The sequence below is a fragment of the Streptomyces sp. CAI-85 genome (genome assembly GCF_013363615.1).
GTDB lineage: Bacteria > Actinomycetota > Actinomycetes > Streptomycetales > Streptomycetaceae > Streptomyces > Streptomyces antibioticus_B.
In genome coordinates, this window is record NZ_JAANNX010000076.1 from 1 (window position 1) to 21,830 (window position 21,830).

24 protein-coding genes and 4 tRNA genes are annotated in these 21,830 nt (G+C 71.2%); 7 read left to right on the forward strand and 21 right to left on the reverse strand.

Features of this window, described 5'->3' with window-relative positions; genetic code table 11:
• The 3 genes from G6W55_RS33685 to G6W55_RS33695 form a co-directional block, all read right to left on the reverse strand.
• Positions 1–418: transcription termination/antitermination NusG family protein (locus tag G6W55_RS33685; RefSeq protein WP_309243871.1), on the reverse strand; the 418-nt coding region annotated here is incomplete at its 3' end.
• Between the two features lie 78 nt (positions 419–496).
• Positions 497–784, reverse strand: coding sequence for a preprotein translocase subunit SecE (gene secE, locus G6W55_RS33690; RefSeq protein WP_030788344.1), 288 nt, complete (start codon positions 782–784; stop codon positions 497–499).
• Between the two features lie 108 nt (positions 785–892).
• A tRNA-Trp gene (locus G6W55_RS33695) sits at positions 893–965 on the reverse strand.
• 208 nt (positions 966–1,173) lie between these two features.
• Between G6W55_RS33695 and G6W55_RS33700 the strand changes: the two genes are divergently transcribed.
• Together G6W55_RS33700 and G6W55_RS33705 are read left to right on the forward strand one after the other, a co-directional pair.
• Positions 1,174–2,412: a pyridoxal phosphate-dependent aminotransferase gene (locus tag G6W55_RS33700; RefSeq protein ID WP_175524484.1), complete on the forward strand. Its 1,239-nt coding sequence runs from the start codon at positions 1,174–1,176 to the stop codon at positions 2,410–2,412.
• A gap of 169 nt (positions 2,413–2,581) precedes the next feature.
• Entirely contained in the window at positions 2,582–3,613 is a 1,032-nt protein-coding gene (locus G6W55_RS33705; RefSeq protein WP_078634519.1) for an adenosine deaminase, read from the forward strand.
• A 21-nt stretch (positions 3,614–3,634) separates the two neighbouring features.
• Here G6W55_RS33705 and G6W55_RS33710 read toward each other — a convergent pair whose 3' ends face one another.
• The 8 genes from G6W55_RS33710 to G6W55_RS33745 all read right to left on the reverse strand — a co-directional run bounded on the left by G6W55_RS33710 (position 3,635) and on the right by G6W55_RS33745 (position 8,607).
• Entirely contained in the window at positions 3,635–4,690 is a 1,056-nt protein-coding gene (locus tag G6W55_RS33710) for a UDP-N-acetylmuramate dehydrogenase (RefSeq protein ID WP_175524485.1), read from the reverse strand.
• A 193-nt stretch (positions 4,691–4,883) separates the two neighbouring features.
• Positions 4,884–6,365 (reverse strand): MFS transporter, encoded by a 1,482-nt coding sequence (locus G6W55_RS33715; RefSeq protein WP_175524486.1) that lies wholly within the window; start codon positions 6,363–6,365, stop codon positions 4,884–4,886.
• 99 nt (positions 6,366–6,464) lie between these two features.
• A complete protein-coding gene (locus tag G6W55_RS33720) occupies positions 6,465–7,034 on the reverse strand; it encodes a TetR/AcrR family transcriptional regulator (protein WP_030788354.1) in 570 nt (189 codons plus the stop codon).
• 112 nt (positions 7,035–7,146) lie between these two features.
• The gene (locus tag G6W55_RS33725) at positions 7,147–7,575 is read right to left on the reverse strand and encodes a MaoC family dehydratase (RefSeq protein ID WP_030788356.1); all 429 of its coding nucleotides are present in this window, start codon (positions 7,573–7,575) and stop codon (positions 7,147–7,149) included.
• A 7-nt stretch (positions 7,576–7,582) separates the two neighbouring features.
• Positions 7,583–8,035: a MaoC family dehydratase N-terminal domain-containing protein gene (locus tag G6W55_RS33730; protein WP_030788359.1), complete on the reverse strand. Its 453-nt coding sequence runs from the start codon at positions 8,033–8,035 to the stop codon at positions 7,583–7,585.
• 127 nt (positions 8,036–8,162) lie between these two features.
• A complete protein-coding gene (gene rpmG / locus G6W55_RS33735; RefSeq protein WP_003948671.1) occupies positions 8,163–8,327 on the reverse strand; it encodes a 50S ribosomal protein L33 in 165 nt (54 codons plus the stop codon).
• Positions 8,328–8,415: 88 nt separating this feature from the next.
• Positions 8,416–8,488, reverse strand: a tRNA-Met gene (locus G6W55_RS33740).
• Positions 8,489–8,534: 46 nt separating this feature from the next.
• A tRNA-Thr gene (locus G6W55_RS33745) sits at positions 8,535–8,607 on the reverse strand.
• 243 nt (positions 8,608–8,850) lie between these two features.
• Between G6W55_RS33745 and G6W55_RS33750 the strand changes: the two genes are divergently transcribed.
• Complete coding sequence (locus G6W55_RS33750) at positions 8,851–10,167, forward strand: amidohydrolase family protein (RefSeq protein WP_175524487.1); 1,317 nt, start codon at positions 8,851–8,853, stop codon at positions 10,165–10,167.
• A gap of 118 nt (positions 10,168–10,285) precedes the next feature.
• Positions 10,286–10,942, forward strand: a complete 657-nt coding sequence (locus G6W55_RS33755; RefSeq protein WP_175524488.1) for an SDR family oxidoreductase — start codon at positions 10,286–10,288, stop codon at positions 10,940–10,942.
• Between the two features lie 25 nt (positions 10,943–10,967).
• On the opposite strand, the gene G6W55_RS33760 is transcribed toward G6W55_RS33755, so the two are convergent.
• Entirely contained in the window at positions 10,968–11,180 is a 213-nt protein-coding gene (locus G6W55_RS33760; protein ID WP_175524489.1) for a hypothetical protein, read from the reverse strand.
• Positions 11,181–11,277: 97 nt separating this feature from the next.
• Here G6W55_RS33760 and G6W55_RS33765 point away from each other — a divergent pair, with 97 nt between their 5' ends.
• Entirely contained in the window at positions 11,278–11,574 is a 297-nt protein-coding gene (locus G6W55_RS33765) for a hypothetical protein (protein ID WP_175524490.1), read from the forward strand.
• Positions 11,575–11,651: 77 nt separating this feature from the next.
• On the opposite strand, the gene G6W55_RS33770 is transcribed toward G6W55_RS33765, so the two are convergent.
• Positions 11,652–11,733: transfer RNA gene (locus G6W55_RS33770), tRNA-Tyr, on the reverse strand.
• A 222-nt stretch (positions 11,734–11,955) separates the two neighbouring features.
• Between G6W55_RS33770 and G6W55_RS33775 the strand changes: the two genes are divergently transcribed.
• On the forward strand, positions 11,956–12,444 hold the full coding sequence (locus G6W55_RS33775; RefSeq protein ID WP_030788376.1) for a YajQ family cyclic di-GMP-binding protein: 489 nt from the start codon (positions 11,956–11,958) through the stop codon (positions 12,442–12,444).
• Between the two features lie 80 nt (positions 12,445–12,524).
• Here G6W55_RS33775 and G6W55_RS33780 read toward each other — a convergent pair whose 3' ends face one another.
• Positions 12,525–12,791 carry a GlsB/YeaQ/YmgE family stress response membrane protein gene (locus G6W55_RS33780; RefSeq protein WP_175524491.1) on the reverse strand — a complete coding sequence of 89 codons (267 nt, stop codon included), beginning with the start codon at positions 12,789–12,791 and terminating at the stop codon, positions 12,525–12,527.
• 152 nt (positions 12,792–12,943) lie between these two features.
• Between G6W55_RS33780 and G6W55_RS33785 the strand changes: the two genes are divergently transcribed.
• Positions 12,944–14,209 (forward strand): APC family permease, encoded by a 1,266-nt coding sequence (locus tag G6W55_RS33785; protein WP_175524492.1) that lies wholly within the window; start codon positions 12,944–12,946, stop codon positions 14,207–14,209.
• A 24-nt stretch (positions 14,210–14,233) separates the two neighbouring features.
• Here the strand turns inward: G6W55_RS33785 and G6W55_RS33790 are convergent, their stop codons facing one another.
• The 7 genes from G6W55_RS33790 to G6W55_RS33820 form a co-directional block, all read right to left on the reverse strand.
• On the reverse strand, positions 14,234–14,857 hold the full coding sequence (locus tag G6W55_RS33790; RefSeq protein ID WP_175524493.1) for an SMI1/KNR4 family protein: 624 nt from the start codon (positions 14,855–14,857) through the stop codon (positions 14,234–14,236).
• A gap of 142 nt (positions 14,858–14,999) precedes the next feature.
• Positions 15,000–15,392, reverse strand: coding sequence for a YccF domain-containing protein (locus tag G6W55_RS33795; RefSeq protein WP_175524494.1), 393 nt, complete (start codon positions 15,390–15,392; stop codon positions 15,000–15,002).
• The gene (gene htpX, locus G6W55_RS33800; protein ID WP_175524495.1) at positions 15,389–16,252 is read right to left on the reverse strand and encodes a zinc metalloprotease HtpX; all 864 of its coding nucleotides are present in this window, start codon (positions 16,250–16,252) and stop codon (positions 15,389–15,391) included. Before htpX ends, G6W55_RS33795 begins: the two co-directional genes overlap by 4 nt.
• Positions 16,253–16,505: 253 nt before the next feature.
• Positions 16,506–18,029: an NADH-quinone oxidoreductase subunit N gene (locus G6W55_RS33805; RefSeq protein ID WP_175524496.1), complete on the reverse strand. Its 1,524-nt coding sequence runs from the start codon at positions 18,027–18,029 to the stop codon at positions 16,506–16,508.
• Positions 18,026–19,600 (reverse strand): NuoM family protein, encoded by a 1,575-nt coding sequence (locus tag G6W55_RS33810; protein WP_175524497.1) that lies wholly within the window; start codon positions 19,598–19,600, stop codon positions 18,026–18,028. The genes G6W55_RS33805 and G6W55_RS33810 overlap by 4 nt, the downstream gene beginning before the upstream one ends.
• Before the next feature lie 6 nt (positions 19,601–19,606).
• Entirely contained in the window at positions 19,607–21,601 is a 1,995-nt protein-coding gene (locus G6W55_RS33815) for an NADH-quinone oxidoreductase subunit L (RefSeq protein WP_175524498.1), read from the reverse strand.
• The coding region (locus tag G6W55_RS33820) for an NADH-quinone oxidoreductase subunit K (RefSeq protein WP_175524499.1) at positions 21,598–21,830 on the reverse strand (233 nt) is incomplete at its 5' end. The genes G6W55_RS33815 and G6W55_RS33820, both read right to left, overlap by 4 nt.

Sequence of the window (21,830 nt, forward strand, 5' to 3'; positions counted from 1 at the left end):
GCACCTCGGCCTGGAAGATGTAGTCCTCGACGTTCAGCGAGACGGCGCGCTGCTCCAGGTTGGTCTTCACGCGGTTCTCGTAGCCGGCGTAGGTGTGGATGACGTACCACTCGCCGGGGAGGGTGCGCAGTTCCTCACGCAGGGCGGCGACCGGGTCGACGGGCTCGGCCGGCTCTTCCTCCTCGGCCTCGGCCTCGTCGACCTCGACGTCGGCTTCGGCCTCGGTCGCGTCCTCGGCGGCCGCCTCGGTGTCCTCGTCCTCGTCCTCGACGTGGAGCGCGGCTTCCTCGGCCGGCTCGCCCGCCTCGGCGTCGGCAGCCTCGAACTCGTCCAGGTCCTCGTCAGCGCCCTCGACGATGTCGAGCTCGTCGTCGACGTCGTCGGGCTCGATGGCGTCGTTCAGGTTCTGGTCAGACACGTGGCTGCTTCTTCCTGGATACATAGGGGTGGAACACGCGAAAGGGGCGCCGATCACCCGGCGCCCTTCGCTCTTGGCTCAGCCGAAGACGTACTTGGCGACGTGGCTGAGTCCATAGTCAATCACGGTCACCAGGCCGATCATGACGACCACGAAGACGATCACCACGGTCGTGTAAGTGGTCAACTGACTCCGCGTGGGCCAGACGACCTTGCGGAGTTCCGCCACGATCTGGCGGTAGAAGAGGGCGAGACGCTTCAGCGGGCCCTTCTTGGCGCGCTTGCCGCCCTTGCGGCCCTTCTTCTTCGCCTCAGGCACTTCGTCCTGGGCATCAGGCGTGTCGATGGAGCCCACGGCATCCGCCATTCGTCCTCACCTGTTCCCGGGTCGTGGCCGTGCCGCGCCCGGTCTGAGCCGCACGGCGGTGCATTGCTGTACGTACATGCGCACACATCCTGGCGAAGGTGTGTGTAGCAGGGCCGGAGGGACTTGAACCCCCAACCGCTGGTTTTGGAGACCAGTGCTCTACCAATTGAGCTACGACCCTTTGTTGCGTCCCCCAACTTACCGCATCCGGCCGGGTGCTCGGTGTGCACCGGTGGAGGCAGGGCTGTTCAAGGCCAACGACGGATGAGTGTACGTGGTCCGAAGCGCCCCGTCGAACGGAAAGTGGTCTTGATCGGATTCCGTCTGGTGTTCTGCCGACTGCCCGATGGGTGAAACCCGTGTGCCGGGCCTGTTACCCGTCTGAAAACATGGGCCGTATGAGCGCTGCTGCAACCTCTCCCACCGAGCGCCGGGTCTCCGCCCGAATCGGCGCGATCTCCGAGTCCGCCACCCTCGCCGTGGACGCCAAGGCCAAGGCCCTCAAGGCCGCCGGGCGTCCGGTGATCGGCTTCGGCGCCGGCGAACCGGACTTCCCGACCCCGGACTACATCGTCGAAGCCGCCGTCGAGGCGTGCAAGAACCCGAAGTACCACCGCTACACGCCGGCGGGCGGTCTTCCGGAGCTGAAGGCCGCGATCGCCGCGAAGACCCTGCGCGACTCGAACTACGAGGTCGACCCGGCGCAGATCCTGGTGACCAACGGCGGCAAGCAGGCCATCTACGAGGCGTTCGCCGCGATCCTCGACCCGGGCGACGAGGTCATCGTCCCGGCGCCGTACTGGACGACGTACCCGGAGTCCATCCGTCTCGCCGGCGGTGTCCCGGTGGAGGTGGTCGCCGACGAGACCACCGGCTACCGGGTCTCGGTCGAGCAGTTGGAGGCGGCGCGCACCGAGAAGACGAAGGTCGTGCTGTTCGTCTCGCCGTCCAACCCGACGGGCGCCGTCTACAGCGCCGAGGACGCCGAGGCGATCGGCCGCTGGGCCGTCGAGCACGGCCTGTGGGTGCTGACGGACGAGATCTACGAGCACCTCGTCTACGGCGACGCCACGTTCACCTCGCTGCCCGCGATCCTGCCGGAGCTGCGCGACAAGTGCATCGTGGTCAACGGTGTCGCCAAGACGTACGCCATGACCGGCTGGCGGGTCGGGTGGATCATCGGCCCGAAGGACGTCGTGAAGGCCGCGACGAACCTCCAGTCGCACGCCACGTCGAACGTCTCGAACGTCGCCCAGGTCGCCGCGCTGGCCGCCGTCTCCGGCGATCTGTCGGCCGTGGAGAAGATGCGGGAGGCGTTCGACCGCCGCCGCAAGACGATCGTGCGGATGCTCAACGAGATCGACGGCGTCCTGTGCCCGGAGCCCGAGGGCGCGTTCTACGCGTACCCGTCGGTGAAGGCGCTGCTCGGCAAGGAGATCCGCGGTAAGCGCCCGCAGAACAGCACCGAGCTGGCGGAGCTGATCCTGGACGAGGCCGAGGTCGCGGTCGTCCCGGGCGAGGCGTTCGGCACGCCGGGCTATCTGCGGCTGTCGTACGCCCTCGGTGACGAGGACCTCGTCGAGGGCGTGAGCCGGATCCAGAAGCTGCTGGCGGAGGCCAGGGACTGAGCTCCCGCTTTCTCGGCTTCCTCTCTTTTCTCGCACACGCGTGTACGGGCCGTTTCCCCCTCGGATTCCTCGGGATTCCTGGGGGAGGCGGCCCGTTTCTTCGTGCGAGCAAGACCCCGTTCAGGGAATCGGCTACCGGGACGGCGGCGGCGTACGGCAGGATTCCTGGATGGAGCGTGTACGTGATGTCTCTGAGCTGCCGAAGGCCCATCTGCATCTGCACTTCACCGGATCGATGCGGCCCGGGACCGTCCTGGAGCTGGCCGACAAGTACGGCGTGCGGCTGCCCGACGCGCTGACCGAGGCGCTGACCAGCGGGGAGCCGCCGAGACTGCGGGCCACCGACGAGCGGGGCTGGTTCCGCTTCCAGCGGCTGTACGACGCGGCGCGGTCCTGTCTGCGCCGGCCCGAGGACATACAGCGTCTGGTGCGGGAGGCGGCGGAGGAGGACATCAGGGACGGCTCCGGGTGGCTGGAGATCCAGGTCGACCCGACGTCGTACGCGCCCCGGCTGGGCGGGCTGATCCCGGCGCTGGAGATCATCCTGGACGCCGTCGAGACGGCCTCGCGGGAGACCGGGCTCGGGATGCGCGTGCTGGTGGCGGCGAACCGGATGAAGCATCCGCTGGACGCCCGGACCCTGGCCCGCCTCGCGGTGCGCTACGCCGACCGCGGGGTGGTGGGCTTCGGTCTGTCGAACGACGAACGGCGCGGTATGGCGCGGGACTTCGACCGGGCCTTCGCCATCGCGCGGGACGGCGGGCTGATGTCCGCGCCGCACGGCGGCGAGCTGACCGGTCCGTCCTCGGTCCGCGACTGCCTGGACGATCTGCACGCGAACCGGCTGGGGCACGGGGTGCGGGCGGCGGAGGACCCCCGGCTGCTGAAGCGGCTGGCCGACCGGGGTGTGACGTGCGAGGTGTGCCCGGCGTCGAACGTGGCCCTGGGCGTCTACGACAAGCCCGCCGACGTCCCCCTGCGCACCCTGTTCGAGGCCGGGGTGCCGATGGCGCTGGGCGCGGACGACCCGCTGCTGTTCGGCTCGCGGCTGGCCGCGCAGTACGACTTCGCCCGCCGCCATCACGACTTCTCGGACGCGGAGCTGGCGGAGCTGGCCCGTCAGTCGATCCGGGGTTCGGCGGCGCCGCAGGACACCAAGGCGAAGCTGCTGGCGGGCGTGGACGACTGGCTGGCCGCGTAACCCCGCTCGCGCGCGGCCGCGCTACAGCCCGGCGCCCACCATCACCGGCTCGTTGACGAGCGTGATCCCGAAGGCGTCCCGGACGCCCGCCACGACCTCGCGGGCGAGGGCGAGCAGGTCCTCGGTCGTGGCCTCGCCCCGGTTGGTGAGGGCGAGGGTGTGCTTGGTGGAGATCCGCGCGGGCCCGCTGCCGTAGCCCTTGGTGAAGCCGGCCTTGTCGATCAGCCAGGCGGCGGAGGTCTTGGTGTGTCCGTCGCCCGCCGGGTAGGAGGGCGGCTCCACGCCCTCGCCCAGGCGCTCCCGCACGCGCGCGTGGAACGCCGCGAAGTCGGCGTCGGTGAGGATCGGGTTGGTGAAGAAGGAGCCGGCGGACCAGGTGTCGTGGTCCTCGGCGTCCAGCACCATCCCCTTCCCCGCCCGCAGCTTCAGCACGGTCTCGCGGGCGGCGGCGAGGGGGACCCGGTCGCCGGCCTCCACGCCCAGCGCGCGGGCGGTCTCGGCGTACTTCAGGGGCGCCGACAGTCCGCCGGCGTCCTCCAGCTCGAAGCGCACGCGCAGGACGACGTACCGCTCGGGGTCGCCCTTGAAGCGGCTGTGGCGGTAGGAGAAGGCGCACTCGGCGTTGGAGAGCGTGACCGTCTCCCCCGCCTGCCGGTCGTAGGCGATCACCTCGGTGATCGTGGAGGAGACCTCCTGGCCGTACGCCCCCACGTTCTGGATCGGGGTCGCGCCGGCGGAGCCGGGGATGCCGGCGAGGCACTCGACTCCGGCGAGCCCGGCCTCGACGGTGCGGGCCACGGCGTCGGTCCACACCTCGCCCGCGGCCAGCTCCAGGCGGGTGCCGGTCAGTTCGACGCCGCGGGTGGCGATGCGCAGCGCGGTGCCGTCGAAGCCCTTGTCGCCGATGACCAGGTTCGAGCCGCCGCCGATCACCAGCAGCGGTGTGCCGTCGGCGTCGGCCGCGCGCACGGCGGCGATCACCTCGGCGTCGGTGGTCGCGGTCACCAGCCGGGTGGCGGGGCCGCCCAGCCGGAAGGTGGTCAGCGGGGCGAGCGGGGCGTCGTGGAGTTCCAGCACGCGCCCCAGCCTACGAGACCCCACCGACACCGCCGACACCGCCGACCGGCGCGGGTCTGCGCGGGCGGCTCCGGTCACGGCACGCGCGTGTGGGGCCCCGCCGGTGTCGGCGGGGCCCCACACGCGTGTGCGCTTCTTCGAGAGCGGTGCGGCGTCGGACGTCGTGCGCGTACGCCGTGCGCGTACGCCGTGCTCAGTGGTCGGCGCCCTCCAGCACCCGGCCCTCGGCGGGCCCGGCCGGAAGGTCCGCATTCGCCGTGGCCGCGCCCTTGCCGGTCCGCCGCATCGACGGGATGAACAGGGTCGCGATCGCGGCCAGGGCGACCACGGCCGCGCCGGTGACCAGGGCGGGCCGCAGTCCGTCCACGAACGTCTGCGCGCTCTCGTAGCCGCCCTGCGCGGCGAAGATCGACCCCATGACGGCGATGCCGAGGGCGCCGCCGACCTCGCGCAGGGCGTTGTTGGCCCCGGAGGCGATGCCCTGCTCCTCGGTGCGGACGCTGGACATCACCAGGTTGGACGCGGGAGCGAAGAACAGGGCCATGCCGATGCCGCTGACGATCAGGCCGGGCAGTTGGGCGGCGTAGGAGACGTCGACGGTCACCACGCCGGCCATCCAGGCGAGCCCGGCGGCCTGGAGGAAGAGGCCGGTGGCGACGACCGGCCGTCCGCCGATCCGGTCGGAGAGGATCCCGGCGATCGGCGCGACGAGCATCGGCATCCCGGTCCAGGGCAGCATCCGCAGGCCCGCCTCGGTGGGCGAGTAGCCGAGGACGCCCTGCATGTACTGGCTGAGCAGGAAGATCGAGCCGAACATGCCGAGGAACATCAGCAGGCTGGCCGCGTTGATGCCGGCGAAGGCCCGGGAGCGGAACAGCCGCATCGGCAGCATGGGGTTGGCGGCGCGGATGCCGTGCAGCACGAAGGCGGCGAGCAGGGCGCTGCCGGCGAACAGTCCGGTCAGCACGACCGGGCTGGTCCAGCCGTCGGCCGGGCCGCGCACCAGGCCGTAGACGATCCCGAAGAGTCCGCCGCTGGCGAGCAGGGTGCCGGGGATGTCGAGGGGCGCGCCGGAGCCGTAGGACTCGGCGAGCCGCAGCCGGGCGAGCGGCAGGAGGGCGAGGCCCAGCGGGACGTTCAGCCAGAAGATCCAGTGCCAGGACACATGCTCGGTGAGGCTGCCGCCGATCAGCGGCCCGGACGCCACGGCGAGGCCGTTGACGGCGCCCCAGATCCCGTACGCCATCCCGCGCTTGGCCTCGGGCACGGCGGCCGTGAGCAGGGTGAGGGTCAGCGGCATCATGATCGCGGCGCCGACGCCCTGCACCGCGCGGGCGGCGATGAGGGAGTCGATGCCGGGTGCCATGGCCGCGGCGGCGGAGGCGCCCGTGAAGATCACCAGGCCGACCTGGAAGAGACGCCGCCGTCCGAACCGGTCACCGAGCGCCGCTCCGAACATCAGCAGCACGGCGAAGGTGAGGGTGTAGGCGCTGACGGTCCATTCGAGATCGTGCAGCGCCCCGCCGAGGTCCTCGCGGATGGAGGGCAGGGCGGTGGTGACGACCAGGTTGTCGAGGGCCGCCATGAATCCGGCGGCCCCGGTGATGACGAGAGCCCAGGCGGCTCCCCCGCGCGGGGCGGTCCGGGTGCTCTGCTGTGCCGTTTCCTGTGACATCTCTCCCCCAGAGAGATCGTTGGTTAGTAATCGCTGACTAACTTTTGAGTCCATGAAACTGCCCGGACCCCCGTACTGCCGCGCACGCGCTTCCTGCGGCTACTTCTCCAGTCGGCCCAGAGCGCGGGCCGCCGGGTAGATCCCCTGCCACACCCGGTGCTCGGGTGCGAACCCCATGGCGACCAGGCAGTTGATGAGCATGCCGTACGCCATGAACGTCGTCGTCTCGTCCACGTCCGCGCCGAGCGGCACATGAACGGTGTCCCACAGCCGCATCCATCCGGCCCGCACGGCCTCGCCGAACTCACGGTCGCCGTCCGCCTCGGCGGCGGCCACGGCGAGGTACGTCTGCATCTGCATCATCAGCCGCTCGGGCTGCTCGACGATGACCTGCGCATACGCGTTCCCCATGGCCATGACGGCTTCCTCGCCCTCAAGGCCCTCGGCCGCCTCCTCGAACATGCGCACGAAGTCGGCCATGCACCGCTCCGAGGCCGCGAGGAAGATCGCCTTCTTGCCCGGGAAGAGCCGGAAGAGATACGGCTGCGAGACACCGACCCGCCGGGCGATCGCCTCGGTGGAGGTGCCGTGATAGCCGCCCCGGGCGAACTCGCTCGTCGCCGCCCGGATGACGCTCTCACGCCGTTCTTCCGCACTCATCCTGGCCATGGAATGAAGTTAGTGCTCAATCACTAACTACGTCAAGGGGGCTGGCACGCGTACGAGTAAGGGGCGCCCCGCAATGGAGAACGCCCCTTACCCGGACCACGTTTCCTCGTCCTCAGGCCAGTCGTACGACCGCCCGGGACATCCCGAGCACCTTCTGGCCGCCGCTGGTCACCGTCAGGTCGACCCGCACGGTGTTGTCGTCGAGCTTGGCCGCCACCTTGCCGGTGACCTCGATCTCGGCGCCCTGGTCGTCGTTCGGGACGACGACGGGCTTGGTGAAGCGCACGCCGTAGTCGACGACCGCGCCCGGGTCCCCGGTCCAGTCGGTGACCACGCGGATCGCCTCGGCCATGGTGAACATGCCGTGCGCGATGACGTCCGGGAGGCCCACCTCCTTGGCGAACCGCTCGTTCCAGTGGATGGGGTTGAAGTCCCCGGAGGCACCCGCGTACTGCACGAGCGTGGCGCGGGTCACCGGGAAGGTCCGCGCCGGCAGCTCGGTGCCGATCTCGACATCGGCGTAAGCGATCCTGGCCGTCATCGGTGTCTCACGCCTCCTCGGCCGCGCGGGCCACGAGCTTGGTCCAGGCGGTCACGACGTGCTCGCCGGCCTCGTCGTGCACCTCGCCGCGGATGTCCAGGATGTCGTTGCCGGCCATCGACTTGATGTTCTCGATGGTCGAGGTCACGGTGAGCCGGTCACCGGCGCGCACCGGGCGCTTGTAGGCGAACTTCTGGTCGCCGTGCACCACCCGGCTGTAGTCGAGGCCGAGCTGGGGGTCCTGGACGACCTGTCCCGCGGCCTTGAAGGTGATGGAGAACACGAAGGTCGGCGGGGCGATCACATCGGCGTACCCGAGCGCCTTGGCGGCCTCCGGGTCGGTGTAGACCGGGTTGCTGTCCCCCACGGCCTCCGCGAACTCGCGGATCTTCTCCCGGCCCACCTCGTACGGGTCGGTGGGCGGGTAGCTCCGCCCCACGAAGGACTGGTCGAGCGCCATGGGCTCGGCACCTCCTGGCTCTTCCTGATAGCTCTGCTGGCTGACAGCTCTACTGGCCGGTATGGGCCCTTCAACGACGTGAGGCCGCCCCCGATCTCTCGGGGACGGCCTCACGTACGAGCCTGATTTATCGCGTCTCGCGGTGCGCGGTGTGCGCGTTGCAACGCGGGCAGTGCTTCTTCATCTCCAGTCGGTCCGGGTTGTTACGCCGGTTCTTCTTGGTGATGTAGTTCCGCTCCTTGCACTCCACGCAGGCCAGCGTGATCTTCGGGCGGACGTCGGTGGCAGCCACGTGAGTGCTCCTTGACGAACGGATAGGACATTTAACGCAAGAAAGAGTAGCCGATCGAAGGACCGACCCCGCAATCGGCTACTGTCAGTAGCGGTGACCGGACTTGAACCGGTGACACAGCGATTATGAGCCGCTTGCTCTACCGACTGAGCTACACCGCTTTGATGTGATCAGGTCCCGCCTCGCGACGGGAACCTCACACACCAGAGCCCCAATACGGAATCGAACCGTAGACCTTCTCCTTACCATGGAGACGCTCTGCCGACTGAGCTATTGGGGCGAGCGATGAAGACATTACACGGTCCGCAGCCGTTCACCCAAATCCGTTTCCGGGGGTCCGCCGCGGCCGCGCGGGAGGCCGTTTCCCCAGCCCTCGCGGCCCTCACGAGCCCCTCCCGGCTCCCGGGGCGCACCGGTACGACTATTGCGCTCCTCCCCGACGGCGCCGGGCCCCCGCCCTAGGCTCGACTCACTCTGTGTGATCTTGCGTCCCCCGCGCAGTGCCCGATCTCCCTGGAGCGCGATGCCCGACAGCCAGCCGCAGCCGTCCCCCTGGTCGTCCTCGTCCGGCGTCCCGGGAGGCACGCCCGAACCGGGCGCCCTGCTGTTGTGCGGGGCCCGTCTGACGGACGGCCGGACCGTGGACGTACGGCTGAGCCGCGGCCGTATCGAGGCGGTCGGCACGGTCGGCAGCCTGGCCACGGGCCCGGCCCGCTCCCCCGGCACCCGCGTGGACCTGAGCGGCTACCTCCTGCTGCCCGCGCCCGCCGAACCCCACGCCCACCCCGACACCGCCCTGTCGGCGGACACCGACGGCCCCGTCTCGTACGCCCCGCCGGACGTCCAGCGGCGTGCCACGGAGGCCGCGCTCCTGCAACTCGGCCACGGCGCGACCGCGTTGCGCGCCCATGTGCGGGTGGGTGACGTCCAGGGCCTCGGCGCGCTGACCGCCGTCCTGCGGGCCCGGCGCTCGCTGCACGGTCTGGCGGACCTCTCGGCGGTGGCGGTGCCGCGGCTGCTGACGGGGGCGGCCGGCGCGGACGGCCTCGCGATGCTGCGGGACGCGCTGAAGATGGGCGCCGCGGTGGTGGGCGGCTGCCCGGACCTGGACCCGGACCCCACGGGGTACGTGGAGGCCGTCCTGGAGGTCGCCTCCGAGCACGGCTGCCCGGTCGACCTGCACACCGACGCCGCCGATCCGGCGCGGCTGGCCCGGCTCGCCGCGATGGCGGGCGGCCTGCGCCCCGGTGTCACCCTCAGCCCCTGCGGCGGCCTCGACCGTCTGCCGGCCGAGGCCGCCGGCCGCACGGCCGACCAGCTCGCCGCCGCCGGGATCAGCGTGGTGTGCCTGCCGCAGGGCGGGTGCGGGGGTTGTGGGGGCGGCGGGGACGGCTGGGGCGGCTGGGGCGGCGCACAGGAGCGCAGCACGGCGCCCGTACGGCTGCTGCGCGCGGCCGGGGTGCGGGTGGCGGCGGGCAGCGGCGCGCTCCGGGACGTCTCCAACCCCGTCGGCCGCGGCGACCCGCTGGAGGCCGCCTATCTGCTCGCCTCCCGCCACGGCCTGCGCCCCGAGGACGCCTACGACGCGGTGAGCGCGTCGGCGCGGGCGGTGCTGGCGCTGCCCGAGGTCCGGGTCGAGGCGGGCTTCCCGGCGGACCTGCTGGCGGTCCGCGGCGACCGTCTCTCCGCGGCGCTCTCCCTTGCGTACAGCCGCATCGTGATCCACCGGGGCCGCGTGGTGGCCCGCACGAGCGCGGTCCGCGAGTACTGCAACTCGGCGGGCTCTTCGACGGCGACGGAAGCGGGGTTGCCTCGGCAGGGGCGGGGGGAGTTGTCGTAGGGGTGCGGGCTGTGTCGGGCGGAGTCGCCGAGCAGACAGGTAGAGGGCTTGGGCCGCCCGGCTGGGTCGCGGTCCGGCGCGGGCGCGAACGACGACGGCCGGGCGTACGGTCGGAAGCATGCGCATTGTCATCGCTGGTGGTCATGGTCAGATCGCGCTGCTGCTGGAGCGTCGGCTCGCCGCGCGCGGGGACGAGGTGGCGGGGATCATCCGCAACCCCGAACAGGCCGACGACCTGAGGGAGGCGGGAGCCGAACCGGTCGTCCTGGACCTGGAGTCGGCGTCGGTCGAGGCGGTCGCGGAGCGGCTGCGCGGAGCGGACGCCGCGGTGTTCACGGCGGGAGCCGGTCCCGGCAGCGGTACGGCCCGCAAGAACACCGTCGACAAGGGCGCGGCAGTGCTGTTCGCGGACGCGGCGGTCCTGGCGGGCGTACGACGGTTCGTGGTCGTGTCGTCGATGGGCGCGAACCCGAAGCACGACGGCCGTGAGGTCTTCGACGTCTATCTGCGCGCCAAGGGCGAGGCGGACGCCCATGTGCAGCGGCAGAAGTCCCTCGACTGGACGATCCTGCGCCCCGGCTCGCTCACGGACGACCCCGGCACGGGCCTGGTCCGCCTGGAGGCGCACACGGGCCGGGGACCGGTGCCCCGCGAGGACGTGGCCGCGGTGCTGGCGGAACTCCTGGACTCCCCGGCGACGGCGGGCCTGACCCTGGAACTGATCGGCGGCCCGGTACCGGTGTCGGTGGCGGTGAAGTCGGTGGCGGGCAACTGAACGAGGCCGAGAAGCCCTGGAAGCCCTAAAACAGGGACAACTGCCCGGGAAACTCCGGCACCGAGTACCCGTCCAACGTGGGCTGCGCGGCCCCCAGTTGTGCCATACGGCGGGAGCCGGCACAGGAGACCAGTTGGCCGATCTCGCGTGCGCCGGGCGGGTCGTGCCGGGCGAACCGTCCGGCGACGACGGCGATCTCGCGACGGCACTCGGGGCAGGTTCTGCGACGGCTGGACATGGGCTCAGTGTGCCCCAGTGGGCCACCCGGGTACCTCCGCGCGACGCACGCCCCGCTCACCGCGCGGAACGGCCCCCGCCTCCCTAGCATCCGAAAGGTGGCACATACCTTCGAGGAACTCGTCCAGAAGCAGCGCGCGGCCGACGAGGCACACGTGAGGGTGCTTCACCTGCGGGACACCTACGGCGCGCCCACCGTCGCCCCTTGGTCGGAGACCCAGACCGACACCTACGAGACCGCCTGGCGCGCCTGGCGCGACCTCGCCCGCGACGTCCAGGCGGCGGTCACGGACTACGCCAAGGAACAGGGCAAGCCCCGCAACGACATCGAGGCAGACGTAAAACGCGAAGCAAAGTCCCCAGAACCAACGGACGAACCCCCGACCGGGGCCTGAGCCGACCACTCATCGCAAAACGACGAAGGGCCCGCCACCTGCTGTAGCAGCAGGTGGTGGGCCCTTCGTTCTCAGCGTGGCGGCGCCAGGATTCGAACCTGGGAAGGCTGAGCCGGCAGATTTACAGTCTGCTCCCTTTGGCCGCTCGGGCACACCGCCGGGTTTCGCTGCCGTTCGAACCGCTTTGCGGCGGTGCTCCGTGGCAACGACGTAAACAATACCCGATGCCGAGGGGTGCTTCGCCACCGGATTGATCTGCGCCGGGAGCAGCTCGGGTGGCTAGGCTTGTCCGGATGCGGCCCGGGTACACGCCGGGCTCGGCGGCCGCCCCACCGTACGCCGACACGCACCCCGATACCCCGATACAAGGAGCCACAGGACATGGCCGACTCCAGTTTCGACATCGTCTCGAAGGTCGAGCGGCAGGAGGTCGACAACGCCCTCAACCAGGCCGCCAAGGAGATCTCGCAGCGCTACGACTTCAAGGGCGTGGGTGCCTCGATCTCGTGGTCCGGCGAGAAGATCCTGATGGAGGCGAACTCCGAGGACCGGGTGAACGCCGTCCTCGACGTCTTCCAGTCGAAGCTGATCAAGCGCGGGATCTCGCTGAAGGCCCTGGAGGCGGGCGAGCCCCAGCTCTCCGGCAAGGAGTACAAGCTCTTCGCGGAGATCAAGGAAGGTATCTCCCAGGACAACGCGAAGAAGGTCGCCAAGCTCATCCGCGACGAGGGCCCCAAGGGCATCAAGGCCCAGGTCCAGGGCGACGAACTCCGCGTCAGCTCCAAGAGCCGCGACGACCTCCAGGCCGTCATCGCCCTGCTGAAGGGCCAGGACTTCGACTTCGCGCTCCAGTTCGTGAACTACCGGTAGCCGGTGGCAGGGAAGGGTGGGTACCCGGGCCCGGAGCCCGAGGGTGCCCACCCTTCTCGTTTGCCGTTCACACGTGTCCGCTAGTCGCGTGAGTTGCCGAAGAGGATGCGGTAGGCGATGAGCAGCACCAGCGAGCCGCCGATCGCCGCGGCCCAGGTGGCCCCGTCGTAGAAGTCCTTGCTGATGGGGTGGTCCAGCCAGCGGGCCGAGATCCAGCCGCCGATGAACGCCCCCGCGATGCCGATGAACGTCGTTCCGATGAAGCCGCCCGGGTCGCGCCCCGGCAGCAGGACCTTGGCGATGACTCCGGCCAACAGCCCCAGGATGATCCAGCCGATGATGCCCATGTCCTGAACCTGCCCCTCCGTGCTGTGCCCTCACTGTCCGGTCGCTGTGATCTTGCTCGCTCCGGACGGGCGGTACTCGCTTCATGTCATGTCGATGTGCACGACGTCAGGACGCCCCCCGCCGGTTCCTGCCGGTCAGTAAGGTGCGGGGCATGACAGGGTCCGGATCCTCCCCTCGGCTGCGACGGACCCTCGGCGTCGGCGACGCCGTCGTCATCGGGCTCGGCTCGATGATCGGGGCGGGCGTCTTCGCCGCCCTCGGTCCCGCCGCGGCCGCGGGCGGTTCCGGGCTGCTCCCCGGGCTCGCCCTCGCCGCACTGATCGCCTACTGCAACGCCATGTCGTCGGCACGGCTCGCCGCCCGGTACCCGGCCTCGGGCGGCACCTACGTGTACGGGCGCGAGCGTCTGGGGGCGTTCTGGGGTTACCTGGCCGGCTGGTCCTTCGTCGTCGGCAAGACGGCCTCCTGCGCCGCGATGGCCCTGACCGTCGGGGCGTACCTCTGGCCCGGGCAGGCGCACGCGGTGGCGGTCGCGGCCGTGGTGGCGCTGACGGCGGTGAACTACGGCGGCGTCCAGAAGTCGGCCTGGCTGACGCGGATGATCGTGGCGGTGGTCCTGGCTGTCCTCGCTTCCGTGGTCGTGGTGTGTCTGGGTTCCGGGACGTCCGACGCGGGGCGGTTGGACATCGGGGCCTCGGGCGGTGCCGGCGGGGTGCTTCAGGCCGCCGGTCTGCTGTTCTTCGCGTTCGCCGGGTACGCGCGCATCGCGACTCTCGGCGAGGAGGTGCGCGATCCGGCGCGCACGATTCCCCTCGCGATCCCCCTGGCCCTGGGCATCACGCTGGTCGTGTACGCGTGTGTGGCGGTCGCCGTCCTTTCCGTGCTGGGCGCGGGCGCCCTGGGCCGGGCCGAGGCGCCGTTGGCGGACGCGGTGCGGGCCGCTGGGGTACCGGGGCTGGTTCCGGTGGTCCGGGTCGGGGCGGCCGTGGCCGCGCTGGGTTCGCTGCTCGCCCTGATCCTGGGCGTCTCGCGCACCTGCCTGGCCATGGCCCGGGACCGCCATCTGCCGGGCGCCCTGGCTGCCGTGCATCCGCGTTTCCGGGTACCGCACCGCGCCGAACTCGCCGTGGGCGCGGTGGTCGCGGTCCTCGCCGCCACGGTGGACGTGCGGGGCGCGATCGGCTTCTCCTCCTTCGGTGTGCTGGTGTACTACGCCGTGGCCAACGCCTCGGCCTGGACCCTGGATCCGTCTCCCGCTTCCCGCGCGCTGCCGGTGGTGGGCTTGGCCGGGTGCCTGGTGCTGGCGTTCGCGCTGCCGGCGACCTCCGTCGTCGTGGGGACGGCTGTGCTGGCGGTGGGTGTGGTCGCGTACGGAGTCCGGCGACGGTGGGCGGGCGGCGGGTCCGGGTCGCGGTAGGGGCGTGGCGCGCGGCCCCGGCGGCTACGGCGTAGCGCCCGCCGCCCCCTGAGCCTGATCCCGACCTGTGCCCAGCCCCTGTTCCCGTTCCTGCGCGGGCGCCACGCGTATCCGGAACTCCGTCCACGGGGCCATCTCCAGCCCCTCGTCCGGGACGTCGTACCAGCCGGTGCCGTCGAGCCAGGCGTTGAGCCAGTCGGTGAGGCCGGGGGCGTCGATGAACCATGCCTGGTCGGGGTCGCCGGGGTTGGGTTCGAAGAGCAGGACCGTCGCCTGCGGGGAGTGGCAGTCCACGCACGCGTACATCCCGCAGCCCCAGTGGGATATCGGCAGGACGCCCTCGGGCCAGGGCCACTCGGGGTCCTCCTGGCCGCTCCTGCGCTGGGCGAGGTACTGGCTGACGGCGGAGGGTTCGCCGGCGGGGGCGCTGTCGAGCAGGGGCAGCAGGCCGTACTCCGGGCCGAACCCGCCGTCCCCCGTGCGCAGATAGAGGTCGGCGAGGAGCGGGGGCAGGCGGAATCCGAGGGCGGACTCGGCGCGGGCCAGGGTGGCGGCGTCCGCGGGATCGGGGAGTGAGGGCCAGCCCCAGGGGCGGGTGGTGGCCGCCTTGGCCGCCACCCTCGCCAGCAACTGCTCGTTCTCGGTCATGCGTTCATGGTGCACGGCGCCACTGACAATCGGGCCGGCCTGTGGACGGCCGCCCCGCTGTGGACAACCGGGCCACCCCTGCGGGGGACCCCGGTGTGCCAGCGGCTCCCTGGTACCCGATCAGCCCACGGTCAGTGGCCGGTCAGCGCCCGGCGAACGGCTCGTCCGAGGGCACGATCTCGCGGCCCAGCGGGAACAGCGAGATCGGGATCATCTTGAAGTTCGCGATGCCGAACGGGATTCCGATGAGGGTGAGGCACAGGGCGATGCCGGTGACGATGTGTCCGATGGCCAGCCACCAGCCGGCCAGCACCAGCCAGAGCACATTGCCGACGCAGGAGGCGGCACCGGCGTCACGGCGCTCGACGGTCGTGTAGCCGAACGGCCAGAGGGCGTAGATGCCGATGCGGAACGCCGCGATGCCGAACGGGATGCCGATGATGGTGATGCAGAGCAGCAGGCCCGCCAGCAGGTAGGCGAGGAACAGCCAGAAGCCGCTCAGGACGAGCCAGATGACGTTCAGGATGGTCTTCACTGCGGTCGACCTGCCATTTTCTCCAGCCGGGCGATGCGTTCCGCCATCGGCGGGTGCGTAGAGAACATCTTGGACATGCCCTGACCGGGACGGAAGGGGTTCGCGATCATCATGTGGCTCGCGGTCTCGATACGGGGCTCGGGGGGCAGCGGGAGCTGCTTGGTACCGGCGTCCAGCTTGCGCAGCGCGCTGGCGAGGGCGAGCGGGTCGCCGGTGAGCTGGGCACCGGAGGCGTCCGCCTCGTACTCGCGGGAGCGGCTGATGGCGAGCTGGATGAGGGTGGCCGCCAGGGGTCCCAGGATCATGATGAGGAGCATGCCCAGGATGCCGGGGCCGTCGTCGTCGTTGGAGCGGCCGATCGGGATCAGCCAGGCGAAGTTGACGAGGAACATGATCACGGAGGCGAGGGCGCCCGCCACCGAGGAGATGAGGATGTCCCGGTTGTAGACGTGGCTGAGTTCGTGGCCGATGACGGCGCGCAGTTCACGCTCGTCGAGGATGCGCAGGATGCCTTCCGTGCAGCACACGGCGGCGTTGCGCGGGTTGCGGCCGGTCGCGAAGGCGTTGGGCGCCTCCGTCGGGGAGATGTACAGGCGGGGCATGGGCTGGCGGGCCTGGTTGGAGAGTTCGCGGACCATCCGGTAGAGGGCCGGTGCCTCGAACTCGCTGACCGGGCGGGCGCGCATGGCGCGCAGTGCCAGCTTGTCGCTGTTCCAGTACGCGTACGCGTTCGTGCCGAGCGCGATCACGACCGCGACGACGAGTCCGGCGCGGCCGAAGAAGCTGCCGATGACGATGATGAGCGCGGACAGTCCCCCGAGGAGTACTGCGGTCCTGAGCCCGTTGTGCCGGCGGTGCACGGTACGCCCTCCAAGTCGTGCAGCAGGGGAACCCTTTGCTTGCGGATCTGTGCTGTTCTCCGGTGGCCCTGGTCTCGTGATGCCACGTCCAGTGGACCCTCCCGTACTGGTCAACGCCAGGCGGAGGCCACTAGTTCCCTTGTGCAGACGGGCGCGGGTGTGGGCCGTCCGGGTGACGGCGGGGCCGTACGCGCGCGTGGGCAGCGTGCGAGGGGGCCGGACGGCGTGCGGCGGCGCGTGGCCGGTGCTCGGGTCAGAAGAGGCCGGTGTCGGCGAAGCGCAGGGCGAGCTGGGGGGCGCCGGAGAGGACGATGCCGATGACCGCGGTGAGGGCGATCGCGGCGGTGAGGGGTGCGGGCACGCGGTGTCTCGCCGTTTCGCCCTCGGGGGCGCGGAACAGCAGGCTCGTCCACCGGAGGTAGTAGGAGAGCGCGATCACCACGTTGACGGCCATGACGACGGCGAGCCAGCCGAGGCCGGCGTCGACGGCCGCCGCGAAGACGGTGACCTTCGCGAAGAGACCGATGACGCCCGGCGGGAGTCCGGCGAGGCAGAGCAGGAAGAAGGCGAGGAGGAGCGCGGAGAGCGGGTTCCTGGCGTAGAGGCCGCGGTAGTCCGTGAGGCGGTTCCGCGGGCTCGTACGGCCGACCAGGGCGGCGACGGCGAAGGCGCCCAGGTTCACGGCGGCGTACATGAGGGCGTACGCGAGTGTGGAGCCCACGGCGTGTTCGGCGTCGTCGGAGTACGCGGCGGCGGCGATCGGGACGAGGAGGTAGCCGGCCTGTCCGACCGAGGACCAGGCGAGCAGGCGTACGGCGCTGTACGCGCGTGTGGCCTGCTGGCGGAGGGCGCCGACGTTGCCGACGGTCATGGTGAGCGCGGCGAGGGCGGCCAGGGCGGGGCCCCAGACGTCGGCGTAGGACGGCAGGCCGACGACGGTGACGAGGATGAGGCCGGAGAAGCCGACCGCCTTGCCGACGACCGACAGATAGGCGGCGACTGGGAGCGGGGCGCCGGTGTAGGTGTCGGGGACCCAGAAGTGGAAGGGCACGGCGGCGGTCTTGAAGGCGAAGCCGACCAGGGTGAGGACCACGCCGGTCTGGGCGAGGGTGTCGAATCGGCCGTCGACGTGCTGGATGCGCTCGGCGATCTGCGTGAGGTACAGGGTGCCGGTCGTCGCGTAGACGAAGCTGATGCCCATCAGGCTGACGGCGGTCGCGGTGACGGAGGACAGGAAGAACTTCAGGGCCGCCTCGGAGGACCTGCGGTCGCCGTGGCGCAGGCCGACGAGGGCGAACGCGGGCAGGGAGGCGACCTCCAGGGCGACGACGAGGGTGGCGAGGTCGCGGGAGGCGGGCAGCAGGGCGGCGCCGGCGGCGGAGGACAGCAGCAGGAACCAGAACTCGCCTTCGGGGAGTCGGCCGCGGGCGTCCTTGAGGGCGGTGACCGACAGCAGGGCCGCCAGGAGGGCTCCGCCGAGGACGAGGAACTGGATGACGAGGGTGAAGCGGTCGGCGGTGTAGCTGCACACGGCCGGGTCGCCGTTCAGGCAGAACGTGGAGCGGTCGCCGTCCAGGAGGGGCAGCAGCAGGGCTGTGGCGGCGGCGAGGCCCGCGACCGAGAACCAGCCGAGCAGCGGCTTCCTGGATTCGCTCAGGAACAGGTCGGCGACGAGGACGGCGAGGGCGACCACGGCCGCGAGGGTCGGCGGGGCGATGGCGAGCCAGTCGACGGACTGGACCAGCGACGCGGCGAGGGGCTGGGCCGGGGCGCTCATCGGGTGCCTCCTGCGAGGAGCTGCTGCACGGCGGGGTCGGTCAGGCCGAGGAGGGCCTTGGGCCACAGGCCGGCGACGACGGTGAGGGCGACGAGCGGGGTCCAGGCCGCGAACTCGTAACTCTGGACGTCGGCGAGCTTCGGGGCGTCCTGCGGAAGGCTGCCCATGCACACGCGTCGGACCACGACGAGCAGGTAGGCGGCCGTGAGGAGCGTGCCGAACGCGGCGATCGCGGTGAACGTGAGGAAGGCGGGGCGGCTGAGTCCTGCGGCGGGGTCGAACGCGCCGAACATCGCGAGCATCTCGCCCCAGAACCCGGCCAGGCCGGGCAGGCCGAGCGAGGCGACGGCGGCGAAGGCGAGCAGGCCGCCGAGGCGGGGCGCCTTGCCGTACAGGGCGGCGCCGGACTGTTCGGCGAGGGTGTCGAGGTCGGTGGTGCCCGTGCGGTCCTTCAGGGCTCCGACCAGGAAGAAGAGCAGGCCGGTGATGAGGCCGTGGGCGATGTTGGCGAACAGGGCGCCGTTGACTCCGGTCGGGGTGGTGGAGGCGATGCCGAGCAGGACGAAGCCCATGTGGCCGACGGAGGAGTAGGCGATCAGGCGCTTGAGGTCGCCCTTCGCGCCCTTCTTGGCGAGGGCCAGGCAGGCCAGGGAGCCATAGATGATCCCTACGACGGCGAAGGCGGCGAGGTAGGGCGCGAAGGTGTGGAAGCCGGCGGGCGCGATCGGGAGGATAATCCGGACGAACCCGTACGTACCCATCTTGAGCAGGAGGCCGGCCAGCAGGACCGAGCCGACGGTCGGGGCGGCGGTGTGGGCGTCGGGCAGCCAACTGTGCAGGGGCCACATCGGGGTCTTGACCGCGAGCCCGAGACCGATCGCCAGAACGGCGATGACCTGCACGGATGCGGTCAGCGACCGGCCGTTGTCAGTGGCGAGTGCCACCATGTCGAAGGTGCCCGCCTTGATTCCGATCAGGAGCAGGCCGAGCAGCATGACGACGGATCCGAGCAGCGTGTACAGGATGAACTTCATCGCCGCGCCGGCCCGGCCCTCGCCGCCCCAGCGGGCGATGAGGAAGTACATCGGGATCAGGACCATCTCGAAGGCGAGGAAGAACAGCAGCAGGTCGAGGACGGCGAAGGTGGCGAGGGTGCCGGACTCCAGGACGAGCAGCAGGGCGACGAAAGCCTTCGGGGTCGGGCCCGCGGGCATCTTGAAGTACGAGTAGAGCGCGCAGAGGAAGGTCAGCAGCGCGGTCAGGACCAGAAGGGGGAGGGAGATGCCGTCGATGCCGAGGTGGATGCGCACGTCGAGTGCGGGAATCCATCTGATGTCCGTGCCGGCCTGCATCTTCGAGGGCTGGTCGTGGTCGAAGCCGGCCGTGAGGACGATCGCGGCGGCGAGGATCACACCGGTGACCGTGACGCCGTGCCGGAGCACGGCCTGCTCGGGCGACTTCCCCTTCAGTCCGGGCGGGGCGGGCAGCAGGGCCGCGGCGGCGCCCAGGAGCGGGCCGACGACGACGAACGCCAGAAGGAACTGCATCACGGACTCGTTGATATCGATCACGCCTGCTCACGCTCCCGAGGCGACGAGAAGGGCGGCGACCGCCAGGACGACGGTGCTGGCGAGCAGCGCGCTCACATAGGTCTGGACGTTGCCGGTCTGGGCCCGCCGTACGGCGATGCCGAGCCAGCGGGGCAGGGTGCCCGCACCGCGTACGTAGGTGTCGACGACCTCGCGGTCGAGGAACCGCACGAGGCTCGCGGCGGCCTGGACCGGGCGGACGAACAGCGCCCCGTAGACCGCGTCGAGGTGGAAGCCGACGGCCGCGTGGCGGTGCAGCGGGCCGAGCAGGAGCCGCCCGGGGTCGGCCGGGTCGGGTGCGGAGGCCACGTCTCCGTACGCGGGCGCGTGGGTGGCGATCGCCTCGGCCTCGATCCGGCCCGCGTCGCTGTCGGGGTGGGCGGCGACCGCGCCGAGCGGGGTGACGGCGGTGAGCGCGGTGAGGTGGCGCCAGGCCGCGTAGGTGACGATCCCGCCGGCCAGGGCCACGCCGGTGCCGATCACCGAGGTGACCAGGGTGGGCGCGAGGTCGCCGCCGTCGAACCAGTCGGGCAGCGTGCGGTAGGCGAGCCCGCCGAGCGCGAGGGAGGGGACGGCGAGCACCCACAGCACGACGGTCATGGACAGCGGCTGGCGGCCGTGGTCGGGGGCCTCGGCGCCCCGGCCGCGGAAGGCGAGCAGCCACAGGCGAGCCGCGTAGGCGGCGGTGAGGAGGGCGGTGAGCAGGCCGGAGACGAGGATCAGCCAGCCCGCGGCGCCGGGCGCGTGCTCGGTGTGGCCGGTCGTGACGTGCTCGGCGGCGCCGAGGACGGACTCCTTGGAGAAGAAGCCGCTGAACGGCGGGATCGCGGCGAGCGCGAGGAGCGCCACGGTCATCGTCCAGAAGGCGTCGGGCACACGGTCGCGCAGATGGCTCATGCGGGACATGGCGGCCAGCGAGTTGGTGCCGGCGGCGTGGATGATCACGCCGGCCGCGAGGAACAGCAGGCCCTTGAAGGCGCCGTGCGAGAGGAGGTGGAAGACGGCGGCACCCCGGTCGCCCACGGCGAGGGCGCCGGTCATGTAGCCGAGCTGGCCGATCGTCGAGTAGGCGAGGACGCGCTTGATGTCGTCCTGGGCGAGCGCGGCGAGGCCCGAGCCGACCATGGTGACGGCCGCCATCACGGCGAGGACGACCATCGCGGCCTGCGACGCCTCGAACACCGGGAGGAGACGGGCGACGAAGTAGACACCGGCGGCGACCATCGTCGCGGCGTGGATCAGCGCGGAGACGGGGGTCGGGCCCGCCATCGCGTCGGGCAGCCAGGTGTGCAGCGGGAACTGCGCCGACTTGCCGGCCACGCCCGCCAGGAGCAGCAGGGCGATGAGCGTCGGATGGTCGAGTCCGCCCTGCTCAACCGTGGCGAGGACCTTCGTGATCCGGAAGGAGCCGGTGTCGGTGGCGAGCGCGAAGAGACCGAGGAGGAAGGGGACGTCTCCGAGCTTGGTGACGAGGAACGCCTTGATCGAGGCGGCGCGGGCCTCCGGGGTCTCCCAGTAGTGGCCGACGAGGAAGTAGGAGCAGATGCCCATGACCTCCCAGCCGACCAGCAGCACGATCAGGTCGCCGGTGTAGACGACGAGCAGCATCGCGGAGGTGAAGAGGGAGACGAGCGCGGCGTAGGAGGGGTAGCGGGGGTCGTCGCGGAGGTAGCCGGTCGAGTAGATCTGCACGCAGCCGGCGACCAGGCAGACCAGGGCGGCGACCAGCGCGGCGAAGCCGTCGATGTGCAGGGCCAGTTCGATCGGGACCGAGCCGGTGGGGGTGAGTTCGGTGGCCGCATCGACGGCGGCGTCCCCGCCCTGGCGTACGGCGACGAGGGCGGCCAGCACGAGGGAGGTGAGGACGGGCAGGACGGCGAGCGGGCGGACGAAGCCGGGGGCGGTGCGGCCGAGGAGCAGCCCGGCGACGGCGCCCAGGAAGGGAAGGAGGGGGACGAGGACGGCGAGGGTGGTCGTGGTCACGCGGTGGCCTCAGCCTTCTCGGTCCCGTCGGTGGTGGAAGTGCCGGTGGTGAGGGTGCCTGGGGTGGAGGCGTCGCCGTCGTCGGCCGTGGGGCTCTCGTGGCCCTCGGCGGTGTCGCGGAGCCGGTCGATGTCCGAGGTGCCGCGGTTGCGGTACACGGCGAGGACGATCGCCAGGCCGATGCCGATCTCGGCGGCGGCGATGGCGATGGTGAAGAGGGTGAGGGCCT